The organism is Rhodanobacter panaciterrae (assembly GCF_014651895.1).
Classification (GTDB): Bacteria; Pseudomonadota; Gammaproteobacteria; order Xanthomonadales; family Rhodanobacteraceae; genus Rhodanobacter; species Rhodanobacter panaciterrae.
This window is the reverse complement of record NZ_BMXT01000005.1, coordinates 110,279-129,027: the sequence shown is the minus strand read 5'-3', so window position 1 is coordinate 129,027 and position 18,749 is coordinate 110,279. Positions and strand designations below refer to the sequence as shown.

The following is an 18,749-nucleotide window of genomic DNA, read 5'->3' as shown; positions in this document are numbered from 1 at the left end:
CGCGCCGAGGACGTTTCGTCCTAGGTGAGCCGCCCATTCTACATCGCTTTTCGCGACCGTCAACACCTGCGAAGAAGAATTTTTCGTCGTGGTTTGTTGCGGAGACCTTCACGAGAGGGCGTCTCGTCGAAGGGGCGAGAATCATAGCGCCGTGGCACGCGTCTGTGAAGGGGGCGCGATGACTTTATTTGTCATGAAGGTGCGCACAGCCTCGGCGCTACACTTCTCGACCATCTATCCACCCGTGATGAGTGATCATGATGAAACGATGGCTTGTACCGATGCTCTTGCTGCTGATCAGCAGCGCTGGTGCTACACAGGCAAAGGACACGACGCCAGCTGTGGAACTGCACGGGCAGCGCTTCTCGGTGGAGTTCGCCACTGACGACGCCAGCCGCGTGCACGGCCTGATGATGCGCACCACCTTGGCGCCTGATCACAGCATGCTGTTCGTGTTTTCCTACCAGGCGCCGCAGGCGTTCTGGATGAAAAACACCCTGATCCCGCTCGACATCCTGTATTTCGATACCGAGCGCCGACTGGTATCGATGCAGTTGAATGTGCCGCCGTGCAAGGCAGATCCCTGTCCGATCTACCCCAGCAACGCGCCCGCGCGCTACGTGCTGGAGCTGTCTGCTGGCACAGCACATCGGATAGGTGCGCAAGCGGGTGATGAGTTGAAGATCGACGGCGACATCGGAACGGTGCGCTGAGCGGCCGGCTTGCTGGATTTGTCCAGCAGCCCGACACGATAGGGAATCAGATCTTCCGGACGCAGGCTTGCCAGTGCGTCCCAGTCATCTTCGAACGGAATGAACTGTTGCATGGGATGTTCCTTGTATAACGTGGCACTTGATCGTGCGCAGGAACATCAGAGCAGACGGCCCGGCCAATGCGCTGACGGGATCGGGCCGTTTGCGGGCAGGAATCGGCCTTCAGTCGAGTTCGATCATCTCGAAGTCGTCCTTGGTGGTACCGCAATCCGGACAGGTCCAGGTGTCGGGCACATCTTCCCAGCGTGTGCCGGCGGCGATTCCTTCATCGGGCACGCCGATGGCTTCGTCGTAGATATAACCGCAGACGACGCACATCCATTTACGCAAGGCTGCTGGGGTTTCGGTGGAACTCTGGCTCATGGTCGGACTTCTTCGGATCGCTAGGGAATGGCACATTCTCGCAACTCGCCCGGCAATGCGAAAGCATTGCAGCGATACCAGTCATCCCAGCCCACACACGTGAGGTCATGATTTGAATACGTTTGCAGCGTGGCCAGGCCGTGGCCTGTATGCCATCACCGATGGACCGCGCCCCGATCTGCTGGAGGTGGTCGCGCAGGCCCTGGCTGGCGGCGCACGATTACTGCAGTACCGCGACGAAAGTACCGATGCACCGCGCCGCCATGCCGAAGCGACGGCAGTCCTGAAGCTCTGCCAAGCCAGCGGCGTACCGTTGATCATCGACAGCGATATCGATCTGGCGCGGACCGTGGGTGCACAAGGCGTGCACCTGAGCGGCACCGATGATGACATCGGCGCCGTCCGCACCGAGCTCGGCGAACACGCGATCCTCGGCGTGTCGTGCCGCGGCTCGTTGCAACGTGCGCAGGAGGCCGCCAGGGCTGGTGCGAGCTACATCTCGTTCGGCACGTTTTTTCACTCACCCACCAAGCCACTGGCCCCGCGTGTTTCGATCGACCTGCTGAGGCAAAGCGCCGCGCTTGGCCTGCCGCGAGTGGCGATCGGCGGCATCACGCCGGACAATGGCGCAGCACTAGTTGAAGCTGGCGCGGAATATCTGGCCGTGATTTCCGCCGTATTCGGCGCCACCGATGTACGCGCCACCGCGCAACGCTTTACCGACCTGTATCCCTCCGATCAAGAACAGCCCCATTGAGAGCCGCACGATGACCAACCACGAACTCTTCCAGCGCGCCCAGCAACTGATGCCCGGTGGCGTGAACTCGCCGGTGCGCGCGTTCAAGTCGGTCGGCGGTGAGCCGTTCTTCACCGCACGCGCGGACGGGGCGTACCTGTGGGATGTCGAAGGCACGCGTTACATCGATTACGTCGGCTCATGGGGGCCGATGATCGTTGGCCACAATCATCCGGCCGTGCGCGAGGCAGTCGAACGCGCGATCAAGAATGGGTTGTCGTTCGGCACGCCCTGCGCGGCCGAAGTCACCATGGCCGAAACGATCACCCGGCTGATTCCGTCGATCGAGATGGTGCGCATGGTCAACTCCGGCACGGAGGCGACGATGTCGGCGATCCGGCTCGCCCGCGGCGCCACCGGCCGCAGCAAGATCGTGAAGTTCGAGGGTTGCTATCACGGCCACGGCGACAGTTTCCTCGTGAAAGCCGGCTCGGGCGCACTGACTTTCGGCGTGCCGACCTCGCCGGGCGTGCCGAAGGCGAATGCTGATCTCACGCTGACCCTGCCGTACAACGATCTCGACGCGGCGAAGGCGCTGTTCGCCGAACACGGCCATGACATCGCCGGCCTGATCATCGAGCCGGTGGCCGGCAACATGAACTGCATCCTGCCCGTGGACGGTTATCTGCAAGGCCTGCGCGAACTGTGCACACAGTCCGGCGCGCTGTTGATCTTCGACGAGGTGATGACCGGTTTCCGTGTCGCGCTCGGTGGTGCGCAGGCGCATTACGGCGTGACCCCGGATCTGACCACGTTCGGCAAGATCATCGGCGGCGGCATGCCGGTGGGCGCCTACGGCGGTCGCCGCGACCTGATGCAACAGATCGCACCGAGCGGCCCGATTTATCAGGCCGGCACGCTGAGCGGCAATCCGGTAGCGATGGCGGCAGGCCTGGCCATGCTGGGGCTGATCCAGACTCCCGGCTTTCACGATCAACTCGCTGCCCGCACGCGCCTGCTCACCGACGGCTTCCAGTCGGTCGCCGACGGAGAAGGTATCGCGTTCAGCACCAATCGCGTCGGAGGCATGTTCGGCCTGTTCTTCAGTGCTGAAAAAGTGGAGAGCTACGCGCAAGCCACTTCGGCGGATACCGCGCTGTTCAACCGCTTCTTCCACGGCATGCTGAAGCGTGGCATGTATCTGGCGCCATCCGCGTTCGAGGCCGGCTTCATGTCCAGCGCACACAGCGACCAGGACATTGCCGATACGCTCGAAGCCGCCCGTGGCGCCCTGCGCGAGGCACTCTAGTAACGCATACGCTCGCGTCGCTTAGCGACGCGAGCGTGACCGCTTACCAGTTGCCGGTATTCGGCATCGACGCCCACGGCTCACGCGGTGGCAGATGCCCTTCCTGTAACAGCTCGATCGAGATCAGATCGGGTGAACGCACGAAGGCCATGTGACCGTCACGCGGCGGACGATGGATGGTGTAGCCCATCGCCTGCAGCCGGGCGCAGGTGGCGTAGATGTCTTCGACGCGGAACGCCAGGTGACCGAAGTTGCGTGCCGAGCCATAGTCTTCCTGCGAACCCCAGTTCCAGGTCAGCTCGATCTCGGCCTCCGGACTGTCCGCGGCGGACAGAAACACCAGCGTGTATTTGCCGTCAGGTACTTCCGTGCGACGCACCTCACGCAATCCGAGACCTTCACAATAGAAGCGCAGCGAAGCGTCCAGGTCGTGCACGCGCACCATGCTGTGCAGATATTTCATCGCGATGGCTCCAATGGAGAAGTCGGGAGATTTTCCGGCTTATTTTGCAGCGAAGGCCCGCAGCGCAGTGTGCAAACGTGCAAGGCCATCGGCCAATTCTTCATCGGTGATATTCAGCGGCGGCACCAGTCGCAATACATCGGGGCCAGCCTGCAGCAGCAATAGTCCGTGACTCGCCGCGATATCGAGCACCTCGCCAGCGCGCCCCTTGTACGCATCGGCCAGCACGGCACCAAGCATCAGGCCGCGACCACGCACGTCTGTGAACACGCCGAACTCCGCACCCAGCTGGATCAGCGTAGCCCGCAGTGCAGCTGACTGACGTTCCACATTCGCCAGCAATTCCGGCGAACCCAGCTTGCGCAAGGCCACCCGCGCCACCGCTGCTGCCATCGGATTGCCGCCGAATGTGGTGCCGTGCGCGCCGTACTGCATCACTTCGGCCACCTTCGGTCCGGCCAGCATCACGCCGATTGGGAAACCGCAACCGAGCGCCTTGGCCAGGGTCACGATATCCGGCGTTACTTCATCCTGCGTGTGCGCGAATAGCGTGCCGGTGCGACCCATCCCGCACTGGATCTCATCCAGCACCAGCAGCGCATCGTGTTGATCACACAGCTCGCGAACGCGCTTGAGGAAGCCCGGCGCGGCGGGCAAGACGCCGCCCTCGCCCTGCACCGGCTCCAGCATCACCGCAGCGATGTCGCCAGCAGCAAAGGCCAACTCAAGTGCCGCCGCATCGTTGAAGTCGAGGTAGCGGAAGCCGGCCGGCAACGGCTCGTAGCCTTCCTGGTACTTCGGCTGCGCGGTAGCGGTGACCGTCGCCAGCGTGCGGCCATGGAACGAACCCCTAAAGGTGATGATGGTGCGTTGTTCCGGCGCACGGCCTTTCGATGCCGCCCACTTGCGCACCAGCTTGATCGCCGCCTCGTTCGCCTCGGCGCCGGAATTGCACAGGAACACGCGCTCGGCGAATCCGGAGGCGCACACCAACTCCTCCGCCAGCCGCAACGGCGGCTCGGTATAGAACACGTTGCTGGCATGCCACAGCTTGTGCGCCTGCGCAGTCAGTGCATCGAGCAGATCCGGGTCCTGATGGCCGAGCGCGTTGACCGCAATGCCGGCACCGAAATCCACGTAGTCGCGACCCTGCGTATCCCATACGTGGGCACCCTTGCCGTGGTCGAGCACGAGCTCTCGCGGCCGGTAGACAGGTAGCCAGTAACGCTTCCCCAGATCCGTCAGGGGTGCGCTTGAGGGCAGTCGGTCGTGCATGTCTTGCTCCGGGCATCGCCGGCCGGCGACACCAACAATGGATGATTCTGGTGGGGCGATTCTGGCTGCCATCGACACATGATTGGGATGGCGCGCACCGCGCATCGTAAAACCTGAAGGCAGGTTTGCACAGTTCCGTACGGCTGCGTTGTATACCAACCAACACGCTGTATCACTTATGTTCCAGTCCAGCGAAAGCGCTTCACCGCGCCACTTGCCGGCCTGACGATGAGTGGTAAGCACTGCTGCCGAACTGTAACGCTGTGACAGTGTGAACCGCGCTACAAGTCACCGAATGGGCTCCCAACTCTTGCTGTTGCTGCATTGCGTGCCATTGGCACAAACATTGCTCAGCTTATGCTTGCCAAGGTTGAAGGAAGTCACCGACGAATAACTCACATGCTGTCGAACGCAACGGACTTGTTGCTGCCGCGATAGCTGCCAGTGAGCACCTTATAGGCCGCGAGCGCGGCGAACGTGGGCGGTAACCCGGATCCTGTAGCCGGGCACCACTGGACCCCCCGACCCGTCCCCTGCGGGCCGGGGGACTCCTTTTGACGACTCCTGACGTGAGACTGACCCGAAGGCTGCATCTGTACACGCAGCTTCGCCCCCACCTACATGCCCTGTGCCACCGCCGAACCATCCCCGTTCGCACCGACTATTCGTCGCCCGGCTGAGGGCCGATCACCGTCGCGAAGCTCATCGAGCGCCACCTTGTGCTTCTTGCAGAGGCGATACACGGTGACCCGCGACACGTTGAGTCGTCGCGCGCATTCGCTGATGTTGAAATGACATTCGTGCAGGCACTTCAGTATCGCCTCGCGCTCGGCTGAAACACGGGTCAGGTCGAGGCTCGAATGGTTGGCGGTTATCGGTTGCGCGCTCTGAAGATCCAGATCGACTGCGCTGATCAGCGTGCCCTCGGCCACCACGGCGGCGCGTTGCACGCGGTTGAGCAGCTCGCGCACATTGCCGGGCCACGCAAACCCTCGCAATGCCTGCCTCGCACTGTTGCTGAATGCGCGAGCACGGCTGTGATGTCGCAGGCGGAATGCATCGAGAAAATGTTGTGCAAGCAATTCGACATCGCCTTCGCGCTCACGCAGCGCCGGCATGTGCAGTCGCAGGACATTGAGTCGGTAATACAGATCCTCGCGAAAACGACCCTGCGCTACGGCTTTCTCCAGATCGACGTGCGTGGCGGCCAGCACACGCACGTCCAGTTTGATCGATTGACTGGAACCTACGCGCTCCAGCGTGCCTTCCTGCAGCAAGCGCAGCAGACTGGTCTGCGCATCGAGTGGCAGGTCACCGACTTCATCCAGAAATACCGTACCGCCAGCCGCCGCCTCGAAATGGCCGACACGTCGGGCATTCGCACCGGTAAAGGCGCCACGTTCGTGCCCGAACAGCTCGGACTGCACCAGATTCAACGGTAGCGCCCCGCAATTGATGGCAATGAATGGGCGCTCGCAGCGGGCCGATAGCCCGTGCAGCGCGCGGGCCGCCACTTCCTTGCCGCTGCCGGTCTCCCCGGTGATCAGCACCGGCAACTCAACCGGCGCGTATTTGCGCAGGCTGGCCATGGTCGCGCGCATGATCGGACTGATGGCACCCACGATACCCGGGATATCCGTGTTTTCGGCCACCTGCAGCCAACCATTGCCAATCCGCGTCAGCGTCTCGATCAGGCGTTTCACATCGACCGGTTCGGTGAAGAAATCGGCACTGGCCCGGAGAATGCGCTCTACCTCCGGTGTACTCGCGGCAGTCTGCTGCAGAACCACCGCCAGCCACGGTAGCCACGGATGATTGTCCATCAACCGCCCCATGGCACTGACGGCGTCCGCATCGCTGTGCCGCAAATCGGCCATCGCCACCACGATATCGTCGCGCCGCATACCCACGCCATCCCGCAACTGGGCGTCGCCGACCCGTGTTCGCCATCCTGCGTGCGCCAGACCGGCACGCTCCTCGGTGGTGGGTTGACCGAACCAAACCACGCAACGCCTGGATGCCCGCTCACTAGTAGTCATGGCACTGACTCCCCTGCTTCCAAGGTCGCTGACGCAGTTCGAGACGACCGCCTTGGCAGGCGATGAATCCCCGTACTTTCGCAGCCGCATCCTGCGCCCTGGTTGCTACAAAAGTGTGATGTGCATCACACAATATACACTCGGGTGCACCGGGAGTATGTAAAGAGATTCATGTTTTTTTCGCAAGAAATAGCGATACGACAAGAATTTGCGTCGCGATTGCGAGGCGGCAATCCGTCTTCTCTTCAGGAGTTTGCCGCACTGCCGCAGCACTCCCCCGCGTACGTCATCATCGCAAGAAAATTCAGTCCAGAAAAAGATCCGGCAACAATGGCATGCCCGGCTGGACGGCGTAGTCGGTGAAGTCGTCCTTGCCGGTTTCGCGCAGGACGTCCTCGTCGATCGCAAAGTGGCCGGTATAGTCGCGCGCCGAACGGCCGAGGATGGCGTGCGCAGCGTCGGCGACAATTTCGGGTTTGCGACAATGCTCGACCTTCACGCCGTCGATCATGCCAATGGCCGCGGTGGCGATTACAGTGCGTGGCCATAGAGCGTTCACCGCGATGCCGAGCGGTGCAAACTCCGCGCTCATGCCCAGCACGCACAGGCTCATGCCGTACTTGGCGATGGTGTAAGCGGTGTGCGGGGCAAACCATTTCGGGTCGAGGTTCGGTGGCGGCGACAGCATCAGCACATGCGGATTCGCTGCCTGCATCAAATACGGCAGGCAGCTCTGGGTCACCAGGAACGTGCCGCGCGTGTTGACCTGATGCATCAGGTCGTAGCGCTTCATCGGCGTATCGGCGGTACCGGCCAGCCAGATTGCGCTGGCGTTGTTAACCACGATGTCGATGCCGCCAAAATGTTCGGCCGCCTGTGCTGCGGCGGCTTGCACCTGCGCCTCTTCGCGGATGTCGACCTGCAACGCCAGCGCCTTGCCACCGGCTGCCTCGACGGCGGTGGCCGCGGTATGGATGGTGCCGGGCAGTTTCGGATTCGGCACACCGCTCTTGGCCGCGATCACGATGTTGGCGCCGTCACGGGCGGCGCGCAGCGCGATCGCCAGGCCGATGCCGCGCGAGGCACCGGTGATGAACAAGGTCTTGCCGGCGAGATTGCCCATGCGCATCGACTCCATCGCAAAACATCAGTTTACGACGTGAGCGCGTCGATGATTCACGGTTTCTGGAAGCGCGGCAGGATATCGCGCAGCTCGGCCAGACGCTGCACCGGATCGTTCAGTTCGAGCATGTGCTGCTGTTCGCTCGCATCCAGCGGCAACAGTTCGGCCAACCGGAAACCCACCCAGCTGGCATCGTCGTAGGCACTGCGCGGGGCATGCCGCCACTGCGGCGCCATCGTCTCGATCAAACGTTCGAGAATGCTCTGCAGCAAAGCAAACTCCACCGGCACCACCTCTTCCGGCTCGGCCGGCCAGACCTCAGCATCGCCGCGCAGCAGCCCATCAGAACGCACGCGGCTACGTGCCACGCGAAAGCGCGGACCACCCTCGGCCACGATGCCAAGCAGGCCATCCTCGCCACGATGAAAATCGGTGATCCGCGCAATCGTGCCGATCGCCGCCGGGATCGCCGGTGCGCCGACCTCCTGTCCTTCGAGGATCAGACACACACCAAAACCGGTGCCATAACGCGAGCACTCGCGAACCAGATCCAGATAGCGTGGTTCGAAGATGCGCAGTTGCAGCTGGCCGCCGGGAAACAGCACGGAGGCCAGCGGAAACAACGGCATCTCGATCAGCGGCGATTGGGCGGCCATGCGACGAGTGTAACGAGTGCCACCGCACCGGTCAGCGGCGGCTGACTCAGTCCTGCCGTAGACGCTCGACAAACCGTCGGGGCGCCGCCTCGAAGCCGCCGTTGGACATGAAGATCACCTGGTCGCCAGGGTGCACTTGCTCGTGCAAGGCGGCGATCAGCGCGTCGACTGTCGGCGCCGTGCTGCCACGACCATCCAGTGCTGCAGTGACGTGACTGGCGTCCCACGGCAATTCGGGGCGGTGCAGGAACACCACCGCATCGGCATCAGCCAGCGACGGTGCCAGTGCTTCGGCATGCGCGCCCTGGCGCATCGAGTTCGAGCGCGGCTCCAGCGCCACCAGGATGCGTGCGTTGCCGATCTTCGCGCGCAACCCAGCCAAGGTAGTGGCGATCGCGGTGGGATGATGGGCGAAGTCGTCGTAGACACGCACGCCATTCACTTCACCGACCAGCTCCATCCGCCGCTTGACGCTCTCGAACGAAGCAAACGCCGGCAGCAGTGCGCGTGGATCGGCGCCGGCAGCCGTCGCTGCGGCCAGCGCGGCCAGCGCGTTCATCACGCTGTGGTTGCCGAGCAGCGACCAGTGCAGGTCACCAATCAGTTCGCCGTTGCGATGTACGGTGAATGCCGAACCGTCCGCTTCGATCAGTGTGGCCTGCCAGTCGCCACAGCCGATGCCGAAGGTCTCCACCGGCGTCCAGCAACCCATCGCCAGCACCTCGGCCAGTCGCTGATCGTGAGCATTGACGATCAATCGGCCATTGCCCGGCACGGTACGCACCAGATGATGGAACTGGCGCTGGATCGCAGCCACATCCGGAAAGATATCCGCGTGATCGAATTCGAGGTTGTTGAGGATCGCGATGCGCGGCCGGTAGTGTACGAACTTGCTGCGCTTGTCGAAGAATGCGGTGTCGTACTCGTCCGCCTCGATCACGAACGGCTTGCCCTGCCCCAGCCGCGCCGACACGCCGAAATTGCCCGGCACACCGCCGACCAGAAAGCCCGGCGAGAGACCGGCCTGCTCTTTTGAAGCATGCTCCAGCAGATGTGCCAACAGGCTGGTGGTGGTGGTCTTGCCGTGGGTGCCAGCGACCGCCAGCACATCGCGATCGGCCAGCAGCGTCTCGCCCAGCCACTGCGGGCCGGAGATGTAACGCAGGCGCTGATCGAGCATGTATTCGATAGCGGGGTTGCCGCGGGTCATCGCATTGCCGACAACCACTAGGTCGGGCGCGGGCTGCAGATGCTCCGCCGCGTAACCACTCATCAAGCCGATGCCGAGCGCTTCGAGCTGCGTACTCATCGGCGGATAGACGTTGGCGTCGGAACCTTCGACCGTGTGGCCCAGCTCGCGCGCCAGCGCGGCGACACCGCCCATGAAGGTGCCGCAGATGCCGAGGATATGCAGACGCATGCTGGGACAGATTCCTTGGAAACCTGCTCGACGGGAGCGGGAAGTGCTCAGCCGTTCGCGGCCGCTGCTTCGTTCTGCAGCGCCTGCTTGACCCGTGCGGTGACCTCGCCCAGTTCACCGACGCCGTCGACGATCTGCAGCTTGCCGCGCCGGGCGTAGAAGTCGGCCACCGGCGCGGTCTGCTCGGCGTAGATCGCCAGGCGTTTGCGCACGGTCACCGGATTGTCGTCGGCGCGGCCTTCCGCCTCGAAGCGGATCTCGCAGCGGGCGATGATCGCCTCGTTCGGCACGTCGAGCTTCACCACCGCATCCAGCGGCTGACCGATCTTCGCCAGCAGCTGATCGAGCGCATCGGCCTGGGCCAGATTGCGCGGGTAGCCATCGAGGATGAAACCGGCTTTTGCGTCGTCCTGGGTCAAGCGGTCTTCCAGCATGCCAAGCAGGATGTCGTCGGAAACCAGTTGGCCGGCGTCCATCACGGCCTTGGCCTTGAGTCCCATCGGCGTGCCGGCCGCGACGGCAGCGCGCAGCATGTCGCCGGTCGAGATATGCGGCACACCCAGTTCCATCTTCAACCGGGCAGCCTGCGTGCCTTTGCCCGAGCCGGGCGCACCAAGTAGGACGAGTCGCATAATGCTCCACAAGTTTGACGGGCTGCCGCACACTGCAGCAGCCCGCCAGATTCCCATAATTGGCTGTCAAATTAGCGGCTGTACCCGGTGCCGTCAAACGGCGTACTTCGTTACCTGTCGCCAAGTGTCTGTTGTCAAAAAGATTTGCCGCTGGCCGCAACCAGCCAGCCACTGCCTGATTGAGGATCATCATGAGCCCGAGCCGTCGTTCACCAGCCATCACCGGCAATCTGCTGTACGCCCAGTCCGGCGGTGTCACCGCAGTGATCAATGCCACCGCCGCCGGCGTGATCGAGGGCGCCCGCGCCAAGGGTGTGAAGGTGTATGCGGCGCGCAACGGCATTCTCGGTGCGCTGCGCGAGGAGTTGATCGACACCTCTAAGGAATCGGCCGCGGCGATCACCGCACTGCGGCACACGCCCGGCGGCGCGTTCGGCTCATGTCGCTACAAGCTGAAGTCGCTGGAAGACAACCGCGCCGAATACGCACGACTGATCGATGTATTCCGCGCGCACGACATCCGCTGGTTCCTCTACAACGGCGGCAACGACTCGGCCGACACCGCGCTGAAGATCTCGCAACTGGGCAAGGCCATGGGTTACGACATCCGCTGCATCGGCGTGCCGAAGACGGTGGACAACGACTTGGCCGTCACCGACTGCTGCCCCGGTTTCGGCTCGGTGGCGAAGTACACCGCGATCTCCACACTGGAGGCGAGTCTCGACGTGGCCTCGATGGCCGAGACCTCGACCAAGGTATTCATTCTCGAAGTGATGGGCCGTCACGCCGGCTGGATCGCCGCTGCCGCCGGACTCGCTGGTGAAGGCGCGGATGCGCCGCCGCACATCATTCTGTTCCCCGAAAACACGTTCGACGAAGCCGCATTCCTGGCCAAGGTGAAAGCCACCGTCGAGCGCGTTGGCTGGTGCACCGTGGTCGCCTCCGAAGGCGTGCGCAACGCGGCCGGCCAGTTTCTCGCCGAGGCCGGTACACGCGATGCGTTCGGCCACGCGCAGCTCGGCGGTGTCGCGCCAGTGCTGGCGGCGTTGGTGAAGGAGAAGCTCGGCTACAAATACCACTGGGCGCTGCCTGATTATCTGCAGCGCTCCGCGCGTCACGCTGCCTCGGCGGTCGACGCCGAACAGGCCTTCGCGGTCGGCAAGGCTGCGGTCGACTACGCGCTGGCCGGCATGAACGCGGTGATGCCGGTCATCGTGCGCAGCAGCGATGTGCCGTATCGCTGGAAGGTCGAACCGGCGTCGCTGGCAAAGATCGCCAACCGCGAAAAGAAGATGCCGAAGAGCTTCATCACCCGCGACGGCTTTGGCATCACCGCTGCCGCGCGGCGTTATCTCGCGCCACTGATCCGCGGCGAAGCACCGCTGCCCTACGGCAAGGATGGACTGCCGCGGTATGTGCGACTGAAAAATGTTGCGGTGGCAAAGAAGCTGGCTGGCTTCCAGCGCTGAGACCTCTGCATTTGTGAGCCGGCTCGCAGTTGCTGAGCGAAAGCTGAAATCATCGGGTCCGTAATGGGACTACGTTCAGCCGCACGTTCCTACGATTCCCTCGTCCGAAGTCAGATGACCGCGCTGTTGCGGTCGCGACGACCACGAAGGAGACCATGATGAAACTCATCAGCCGCCTGCTCATTGCCGTTACCCTGCTTGCCACTGGCAGCTTCGCCATAGCTGCCCCAGATCACGGCCATGGTGACCATGATCGCGGTCGCCATGGACACGATCGCGGGCATGACGACCGCCGCTGGCGCGGTGACGATCATCGTCGCTACGGCTATCGCGATGGCGGCCCGCGCTACTACGGTGGCCCGCATCACTGGGAACGCGGCCATCGCTATTACGGCCCGACCTACGTCGTGCGCAACTACGGTTATTACCGCCTGCGTCCGCCACCGCGCGGCTATCACTGGGTGCGTGCGGACAACGACTACCTGCTGGTCGCGATCGCCACCGGCGTCATCTTGGACATGGCGTTGCATTGAGTCGGCGCCAGCGTGAATGAGTCGAGGGCCATGCATCCGTGCATGGCCCTTTTCATTTGTGGATGGCGCGAAGCCATGCGCTGCGCCGCACAACAGCCTGTGCAACAACCTCTGCCTATACTCCGGGGGACCGCCCGTTCCGGACGGCCACTGACAATCATGGGGAGGTTCCGATGCTGCAGCAGTATGGCTGGATCGTTCTGGCGTGTGCGGTAGTGGCGATTTTGTATGGCGCGATTTCCGCGCGCTGGATCCTGGCGCAATCGCCGGGCAACGATCGGATGCAGGAGATTGCAGCAGCCATCCAGGAAGGTGCGCGCGCCTACCTCAACCGCCAGTACGCCACCATCGGCATGGTCGGCGTGGTGCTGATGCTGCTGATCGGCTTCTTTCTCAACTGGCAGACGGCGATCGGCTTCCTGGTCGGTGCCGTGCTTTCCGGTGCGGCCGGTTACGTTGGCATGAACGTGTCCGTGCGCGCCAACGTACGTACGGCCGAAGCTGCTCGACGCGGCCTCAGCGCCGCGATGGACGTGGCATTTCGTGGCGGTGCGATCACCGGCATGCTGGTGGTCGGCCTGGCGCTACTTGGCGTCACCGGTTACTGGCTGGTGCTCAACCACATGGGCATCAGCGGCGAGCCTGCCCTGCATGCGCTGGTCGGACTGGCCTTCGGCAGCTCGCTGATCTCGATCTTCGCGCGTCTTGGCGGCGGCATCTTCACCAAGGGCGCCGATGTCGGTGCCGATCTGGTCGGCAAGGTCGAGGCCGGCATTCCCGAGGATGATCCGCGCAATCCGGCGGTGATCGCCGACAACGTCGGCGACAACGTCGGCGATTGCGCCGGCATGGCGGCCGACCTGTTCGAGACTTATGCCGTGACCGTGATTGCCACGATGCTGCTGGCCGGCCTTACCTTCGCCAACAACCTCAATGCCGTGCTGTACCCGCTGGTCATCGGCGCGGTGTCCATCATCGCCTCGATCATCGCGACCTTCTTCGTCAAGGTGAAAACCGGCGGCTCGATCATGGGTGCGCTGTACAAGGGCGTGATCGTATCGGCGGTGCTCTCGGCCGTCGCGTTCTGGTTCGTCACCGGCAACCTGTTGCCGGATGGCCTCACCACCGGCGACGGCCTGGTGATTTCCAACCACGCACTGTTCCATTGCTCGCTGATCGGCCTGGTGCTGACCGGTCTGATCGTGTGGATCACCGAGTTTTACACCGGCACGCAGTACAGCCCGGTGCAGCACATCGCTGCCGCATCGACCACCGGCCACGGCACCAACATCATCGCGGGTCTCGGCATCTCGATGAAGTCCACCGCACTGCCGGTGATCGTGATCTGCGCCGCAATCTGGAGCGCCTTTGCACTGGGTGGCCTGTACGGCATCGCGATCGCCGCGACTTCGATGCTGTCGATGGCCGGCATGATCGTGGCGCTGGACGCTTACGGCCCGATCACCGACAACGCCGGCGGCATCGCCGAGATGGCCGACCTGCCGCCGGAAGTGCGCGGCGTTACCGATCCGCTCGACGCGGTCGGCAACACTACCAAGGCGGTGACCAAGGGTTACGCAATCGGCTCGGCCGCACTGGCCGCACTGGTGCTGTTCGCCGATTACACACACAACCTCAAGACACACTTCGGCGTCGACACGATGTTCGATTTGTCGAACCACTACGTGATCATCGGTCTCCTCATAGGTGGCTTGATCCCGTACCTGTTCGGCGCGATGGCGATGGAAGCCGTGGGTCGTGCAGCCGGCGCGGTGGTGGAGGAAGTGCGCCGCCAATTCCGCGACATTCCCGGCATCATGGAAGGCACCGGCAAGCCGCAGTACGACAAGGCGGTGGACATGCTGACCAAGTCCGCCATCAAGGAGATGATCGTGCCGTCGCTGCTGCCGGTGCTGGTGCCGGTGGTGGTCGCGTTCGGCTTCAAGTGGCTGGCCGGTTCATCCCAGGCAGGCGCGCAGGCACTCGGCGGCGTGCTGATCGGCACCATCGTCACCGGCCTGTTCGTGGCGATTTCGATGACCACCGGCGGTGGCGCATGGGACAACGCGAAGAAGTACATCGAGGACGGCCATCACGGCGGCAAGGGTTCCGAGGCGCACAAGGCCGCGGTGACTGGCGATACCGTTGGCGATCCGTACAAGGACACCGCGGGTCCCGCGGTGAACCCGCTGATCAAGATCATCAACATCGTGGCGCTGCTGTTGATCCCGCTGCTGTAGCCGAAGCGATTCCCGCTCGGCACCTTCGCCCCTCTCCCGCAAAGCGGGAGAGGGGGACGGGGTGAGGGGCGCCGCAGGCGCGGATCAAGATCATCAACATCATGACGCTGCTGCTGATTCCGTTGCTGTAAGCCACCCGTTCCACTCCGGCAAAAATCCCGCCTTCGAGGCGGGATTTTTGTTTATGTCAACGCGAATCGCTGCGTTCCTGACTTTAGTCACGGGCGGCCGTATCATCGCGCAGGTACGCTCGATCGACGGCGATCCATGCCGACCAATCCATTCGCATACGAGGGGCACACGATGAAATCGGTCTGGCTGATGCTGGCACTCGGCGTCACACTGACGGGCATGAATAACGTCAACGCCCGCGACAACAAACCCACCGCCACGCCTGTGGATGCCCAGTCGACCGACGATCCGTTCCTGTGGCTGGAGGACATCCGCGGCAGCCGCTCGATGGACTGGGTGAAGCAGCAGAACGCGGTGACGACGAAACAGTTCGTCAACAACGCCGAGTTCGTCAAGACCCGTGACAGCATCCTCGAAGTGCTCGATTCGGATGCGCGCATTCCCTACGTCAACCGGATGGGCGACGAACTGTACAACTTCTGGCGCGACCAGGCGCATCCGCGCGGTGTGTGGCGGCGCACCACCCTGGCCGAGTACCGCAAGGCCGAGCCGAAGTGGGAGGTGCTGCTGGACATCGACGCGCTGAACAAGGCCGAGAACAAGCGCTGGGTGTTCAAGGGCGTGCAGTGCCTGAAGCCGGCGTTCGAACGCTGCCTGATTTCGTTGTCGCCGGATGGCGGCGATGCGATCGCGGTGCGTGAATTCAGCATTCCGCACAAGGCCTTCGTGAAGGGTGGCTTCGAGCTGCCAGTGGCAAAGACCCAGGTCGGCTGGATCGACGAGAACACCCTCTACGTCGGCACCAACTTCGGTCCCGGCTCGATGACCGAATCGAGCTACCCGCGCATCGTCAAGCAATGGAAGCGCGGCACGCCGCTGTCCAACGCCACCACCGTGTACGAGGGCAAACCGACCGACCTCGCGATCAGCGCGTATCACGACCGCACGCCGGGTTATGAACGCGACTTCGTTTCCGTCGCCAAGGATTTCTTCCACAGCGAGCTGTATCAGCGCAGCGGCGACAAGCTGACCCGGCTCGACGTGCCGACCGATGCAGACGCCGACGCCCATCGCGAATGGCTGCTGGTGCGAATCCGTTCGCCATGGACGGTCGATGGCACCACCTATCCATCCGGCGCGCTGCTGGCAACACAGTTCGACAGCTTCATGGCCGGCAACGCCCATTTCACCGTGCTGTTCCAGCCGGACGCGCATACCTCGCTGGACTCGTACGCGTGGACCCGTCATCACCTGATCCTCAACCTGATGGACGACGTCAAGAGCCGGCTGGAAGTGCTGACCCAGCCGCTGATGGCCACGCCGACCGGCGACTGGAAACGCGAGGCCATGCCAGGTGCACCGGCGATGAGCACGATCAGCGTGATCGACACCGATCCCGATCACAGCGATGAATACTGGCTCGACGTCACCGGCTTCCTCGCCCCGGCCACGCTCGAGCGTGGCGTGCTTGGCAACGTGCCGGCGGAGACGATCAAGAAGGAGCCCGCGTTCTTTGACGCCGCGAAATTCACCGTCAGCCAGCACTTCGTCAACTCGAAAGACGGCACCCGCGTGCCGTATTTCGAGATCGCGCCGAAGGACATGAAGGTGGATGGCTCCAACCGCACCCTGCTGTATGGCTACGGCGGTTTCGAAGTCTCGCTGCAGCCGCACTACAGCGGCAGCATCGGCCGCGCCTGGCTGGAACGTGGCGGCGTCTACGTGATCGCGAACATCCGCGGCGGCGGCGAATACGGTCCGCAATGGCACCAGGCCGCGCTGAAGGCGAATCGTCCGCATGCCTACGAGGATTTCGCGGCCGTTGCCGAGGACCTGGTCAAGCGCGGCGTGACATCGGCGAAACATCTCGGCGCCGAAGGCGGCAGCAACGGCGGCCTGCTGATGGGCAACATGCTGACGATGTATCCCCAGCTGTTCGGCGCGATCGCCTGCGAAGTGCCGCTGCTCGACATGAAGCGCTACACCCACCTGTCGGCCGGCGCGTCGTGGATGGCCGAATACGGCAACCCGGATACGGCGGACTGGAACTTCATCAAGACGTTCTCGCCGTACCAGAACCTGCACAAGGACACGCATTACCCGCCGGTGCTGTTCTACACCACCACCAGCGACGACCGCGTCGGCCCGGTGCAGGCACGCAAGATGGCCGCGAAGATGCAGGCGATGGGCATCTCGAACGTGTGGTTCTACGAGAACCTCGAAGGTGGCCACGGCGCCGGCGCGGACAACAAGCAATCCGCGCACATGCACGCGCTGGCCTATGACTTCCTGTGGGATCAGCTGAAATAAGACTCGCCTTGTTTTTGTAACGACGATATCCGGAACGGGACTACCGTTCCGGATATCGGTTCATCGTCATGGTTGATGGCGTGGGTTTCCCGCGATCAATGCAATCCACACGGTCAACTTCTTTACCGAGCCGCAAGCCTCGGTATATCGGCGCGCTATTTCGTTACGCCGCATTTTGGCGCAGAGCATTCTTCGCCGCTGAATTTCGTGCCTCCAATTTGCCAGTGGCGTCAACTGAATTCATTCGCCGTGCGCGATGAAAGGACCCTGTGCCGCCGCGAACGCGCACAACACCTCAAGCTTCTCCAACGAGCGCGACGCAGATTGACGAATTGGTATCTGAAAGTTCGCTCGAATTGGCTATGTATCGCTTCGACCAGGATGCCTACGCTACGAATCAAGCACTTTCTTGTAACGAAAGATTGACATGCCAGCGATCAGTTCCCCACGCGCTGGTACCGCGCGTGCTGATCGCCCTCGGCCATGGATGGCTTTTCCCACTGCATGGAGTTACGACGATGCCGATGTCCGCTTCACACACCGATCCAACCGGCTCTGAGTCCCGCGTGGCTGGCTCAACCGCAAGAAGAAATAGCAGTGCGCAGACATACATGAACGATGGTTTCATCACCCGCATACCATTTCTGGACGTCAGCTCTACGCATTCAACGGAAACTTGCGCCCATGGCGAACCGCCTTCGCTTACCGCGCTTTCAATGCCGGCAGCGAGCAGCAACGGCCTCGCAGCGCGTATGCGGCTGCTGATCCTCAGCGAAGGAAGCATGGCGGCTATTGCGCGGCGCTGCGGATTCTCCGAAGGAGCCATTCGCAGCTGGCGCGATGGCCAGAGCGATATTTCGCGTGAACGATGCATCGTCATGGCAAAAACCTTGAATATTTCGCTGATCTGGCTGATCACCGGCGAAGGTCCGATGCGACCTGATGCCGCCGTCAACGAGCCCGCCTCGCTACCTTCGAGCGAACAGCCGGTGTCTCTTGCGATGCCCGCAGCCAGTCATCAAGAAAACAACTCCGCACGATCGGTCCGGCTGGCCGTCGATTCACGCGTACTTGCTGCTGCATTGCGCCTGCTGCAGTCCTACGTCGGACTGCTCGGCGGTTCGTTGAACCCCATGCAGCGTGCTGATGTTTTGGCAGAGCTCTACGACATCCTTCGCAGCGCCGACGAGCCGGGCTACATCGATCGCCTGATCGCCTTCCACAGCATGTTGAGTGGCCAGATGCGGCGCAGTAGTGCACTGGTCGCCTGACTGGA

The 18,749-nt window shown here is 62.8% G+C and carries 16 protein-coding genes; 8 read left to right on the top strand and 8 right to left on the bottom strand.

The window, feature by feature from the left end; genetic code table 11:
• Window positions 1–281: 281 nt before the first annotated feature.
• Entirely contained in the window at window positions 282–713 is a 432-nt protein-coding gene (locus IE071_RS15505; protein WP_189442508.1) for a DUF192 domain-containing protein, read from the top strand.
• 222 nt (window positions 714–935) lie between these two features.
• On the opposite strand, the gene IE071_RS15500 is transcribed toward IE071_RS15505, so the two are convergent.
• The gene (locus IE071_RS15500) at window positions 936–1,136 is read right to left on the bottom strand and encodes a rubredoxin (protein ID WP_189442501.1); all 201 of its coding nucleotides are present in this window, start codon (window positions 1,134–1,136) and stop codon (window positions 936–938) included.
• A 112-nt stretch (window positions 1,137–1,248) separates the two neighbouring features.
• Here IE071_RS15500 and thiE point away from each other — a divergent pair, with 112 nt between their 5' ends.
• Both thiE and hemL read left to right on the top strand, forming a co-directional pair.
• Entirely contained in the window at window positions 1,249–1,893 is a 645-nt protein-coding gene (gene thiE / locus IE071_RS15495; protein WP_189442500.1) for a thiamine phosphate synthase, read from the top strand.
• Window positions 1,894–1,903: 10 nt separating this feature from the next.
• Window positions 1,904–3,181, top strand: a complete 1,278-nt coding sequence (gene hemL / locus IE071_RS15490; RefSeq protein ID WP_189442499.1) for a glutamate-1-semialdehyde 2,1-aminomutase — start codon at window positions 1,904–1,906, stop codon at window positions 3,179–3,181.
• Between the two features lie 43 nt (window positions 3,182–3,224).
• Here hemL and IE071_RS15485 read toward each other — a convergent pair whose 3' ends face one another.
• From IE071_RS15485 to IE071_RS15455, 7 genes are all read right to left on the bottom strand, one after another.
• Window positions 3,225–3,644 (bottom strand): VOC family protein, encoded by a 420-nt coding sequence (locus IE071_RS15485; RefSeq protein ID WP_189442498.1) that lies wholly within the window; start codon window positions 3,642–3,644, stop codon window positions 3,225–3,227.
• Between the two features lie 39 nt (window positions 3,645–3,683).
• Entirely contained in the window at window positions 3,684–4,919 is a 1,236-nt protein-coding gene (locus tag IE071_RS15480) for an acetylornithine transaminase (protein WP_189442497.1), read from the bottom strand.
• Window positions 4,920–5,536: 617 nt separating this feature from the next.
• The gene (locus IE071_RS15475; protein WP_189442496.1) at window positions 5,537–6,958 is read right to left on the bottom strand and encodes a sigma-54 interaction domain-containing protein; all 1,422 of its coding nucleotides are present in this window, start codon (window positions 6,956–6,958) and stop codon (window positions 5,537–5,539) included.
• 304 nt (window positions 6,959–7,262) lie between these two features.
• Window positions 7,263–8,081 (bottom strand): SDR family oxidoreductase, encoded by an 819-nt coding sequence (locus IE071_RS15470; RefSeq protein WP_189442495.1) that lies wholly within the window; start codon window positions 8,079–8,081, stop codon window positions 7,263–7,265.
• Window positions 8,082–8,134: 53 nt separating this feature from the next.
• Complete coding sequence (locus tag IE071_RS15465; protein WP_189442494.1) at window positions 8,135–8,737, bottom strand: LON peptidase substrate-binding domain-containing protein; 603 nt, start codon at window positions 8,735–8,737, stop codon at window positions 8,135–8,137.
• A 46-nt stretch (window positions 8,738–8,783) separates the two neighbouring features.
• Complete coding sequence (gene mpl / locus IE071_RS15460) at window positions 8,784–10,157, bottom strand: UDP-N-acetylmuramate:L-alanyl-gamma-D-glutamyl-meso-diaminopimelate ligase (RefSeq protein ID WP_189442493.1); 1,374 nt, start codon at window positions 10,155–10,157, stop codon at window positions 8,784–8,786.
• Between the two features lie 47 nt (window positions 10,158–10,204).
• Complete coding sequence (locus IE071_RS15455; protein ID WP_189442492.1) at window positions 10,205–10,789, bottom strand: adenylate kinase; 585 nt, start codon at window positions 10,787–10,789, stop codon at window positions 10,205–10,207.
• Window positions 10,790–10,980: 191 nt separating this feature from the next.
• Here IE071_RS15455 and IE071_RS15450 point away from each other — a divergent pair, with 191 nt between their 5' ends.
• From IE071_RS15450 to IE071_RS15430, 5 genes are all read left to right on the top strand, one after another.
• Window positions 10,981–12,258, top strand: coding sequence for a 6-phosphofructokinase (locus tag IE071_RS15450; RefSeq protein ID WP_189442491.1), 1,278 nt, complete (start codon window positions 10,981–10,983; stop codon window positions 12,256–12,258).
• Window positions 12,259–12,416: 158 nt separating this feature from the next.
• Window positions 12,417–12,791, top strand: coding sequence for an RcnB family protein (locus IE071_RS15445; protein ID WP_189442490.1), 375 nt, complete (start codon window positions 12,417–12,419; stop codon window positions 12,789–12,791).
• A gap of 173 nt (window positions 12,792–12,964) precedes the next feature.
• On the top strand, window positions 12,965–15,031 hold the full coding sequence (locus tag IE071_RS15440; protein ID WP_189442489.1) for a sodium-translocating pyrophosphatase: 2,067 nt from the start codon (window positions 12,965–12,967) through the stop codon (window positions 15,029–15,031).
• Window positions 15,032–15,382: 351 nt separating this feature from the next.
• Entirely contained in the window at window positions 15,383–17,473 is a 2,091-nt protein-coding gene (locus tag IE071_RS15435; protein WP_425503475.1) for a prolyl oligopeptidase family serine peptidase, read from the top strand.
• A 611-nt stretch (window positions 17,474–18,084) separates the two neighbouring features.
• On the top strand, window positions 18,085–18,744 hold the full coding sequence (locus tag IE071_RS15430; RefSeq protein WP_189442487.1) for a helix-turn-helix domain-containing protein: 660 nt from the start codon (window positions 18,085–18,087) through the stop codon (window positions 18,742–18,744).
• Window positions 18,745–18,749: the final 5 nt, after the last annotated feature.

What these genes read in the sequence shown, in the direction of transcription:
- IE071_RS15485 (WP_189442498.1), bottom strand. Translation starts at nt 3,644, where the DNA reads ATGAAATATCTGCACAGCATGGTGCGCGTGCACGACCTGGACGCTTCG.
- IE071_RS15470 (WP_189442495.1), bottom strand. Translation starts at nt 8,081, where the DNA reads ATGGGCAATCTCGCCGGCAAGACCTTGTTCATCACCGGTGCCTCGCGC.
- hemL (WP_189442499.1), top strand. Translation starts at nt 1,904, where the DNA reads ATGACCAACCACGAACTCTTCCAGCGCGCCCAGCAACTGATGCCCGGT.
- IE071_RS15430 (WP_189442487.1), top strand. Translation starts at nt 18,085, where the DNA reads ATGAACGATGGTTTCATCACCCGCATACCATTTCTGGACGTCAGCTCT.
- IE071_RS15480 (WP_189442497.1), bottom strand. Translation starts at nt 4,919, where the DNA reads ATGCACGACCGACTGCCCTCAAGCGCACCCCTGACGGATCTGGGGAAG.
- IE071_RS15465 (WP_189442494.1), bottom strand. Translation starts at nt 8,737, where the DNA reads ATGGCCGCCCAATCGCCGCTGATCGAGATGCCGTTGTTTCCGCTGGCC.
- IE071_RS15440 (WP_189442489.1), top strand. Translation starts at nt 12,965, where the DNA reads ATGCTGCAGCAGTATGGCTGGATCGTTCTGGCGTGTGCGGTAGTGGCG.
- IE071_RS15450 (WP_189442491.1), top strand. Translation starts at nt 10,981, where the DNA reads ATGAGCCCGAGCCGTCGTTCACCAGCCATCACCGGCAATCTGCTGTAC.
- IE071_RS15475 (WP_189442496.1), bottom strand. Translation starts at nt 6,958, where the DNA reads ATGACTACTAGTGAGCGGGCATCCAGGCGTTGCGTGGTTTGGTTCGGT.
- IE071_RS15505 (WP_189442508.1), top strand. Translation starts at nt 282, where the DNA reads ATGCTCTTGCTGCTGATCAGCAGCGCTGGTGCTACACAGGCAAAGGAC.
- IE071_RS15455 (WP_189442492.1), bottom strand. Translation starts at nt 10,789, where the DNA reads ATGCGACTCGTCCTACTTGGTGCGCCCGGCTCGGGCAAAGGCACGCAG.
- IE071_RS15435 (WP_425503475.1), top strand. Translation starts at nt 15,383, where the DNA reads ATGAATAACGTCAACGCCCGCGACAACAAACCCACCGCCACGCCTGTG.
- IE071_RS15445 (WP_189442490.1), top strand. Translation starts at nt 12,417, where the DNA reads ATGAAACTCATCAGCCGCCTGCTCATTGCCGTTACCCTGCTTGCCACT.
- IE071_RS15500 (WP_189442501.1), bottom strand. Translation starts at nt 1,136, where the DNA reads ATGAGCCAGAGTTCCACCGAAACCCCAGCAGCCTTGCGTAAATGGATG.
- mpl (WP_189442493.1), bottom strand. Translation starts at nt 10,157, where the DNA reads ATGCGTCTGCATATCCTCGGCATCTGCGGCACCTTCATGGGCGGTGTC.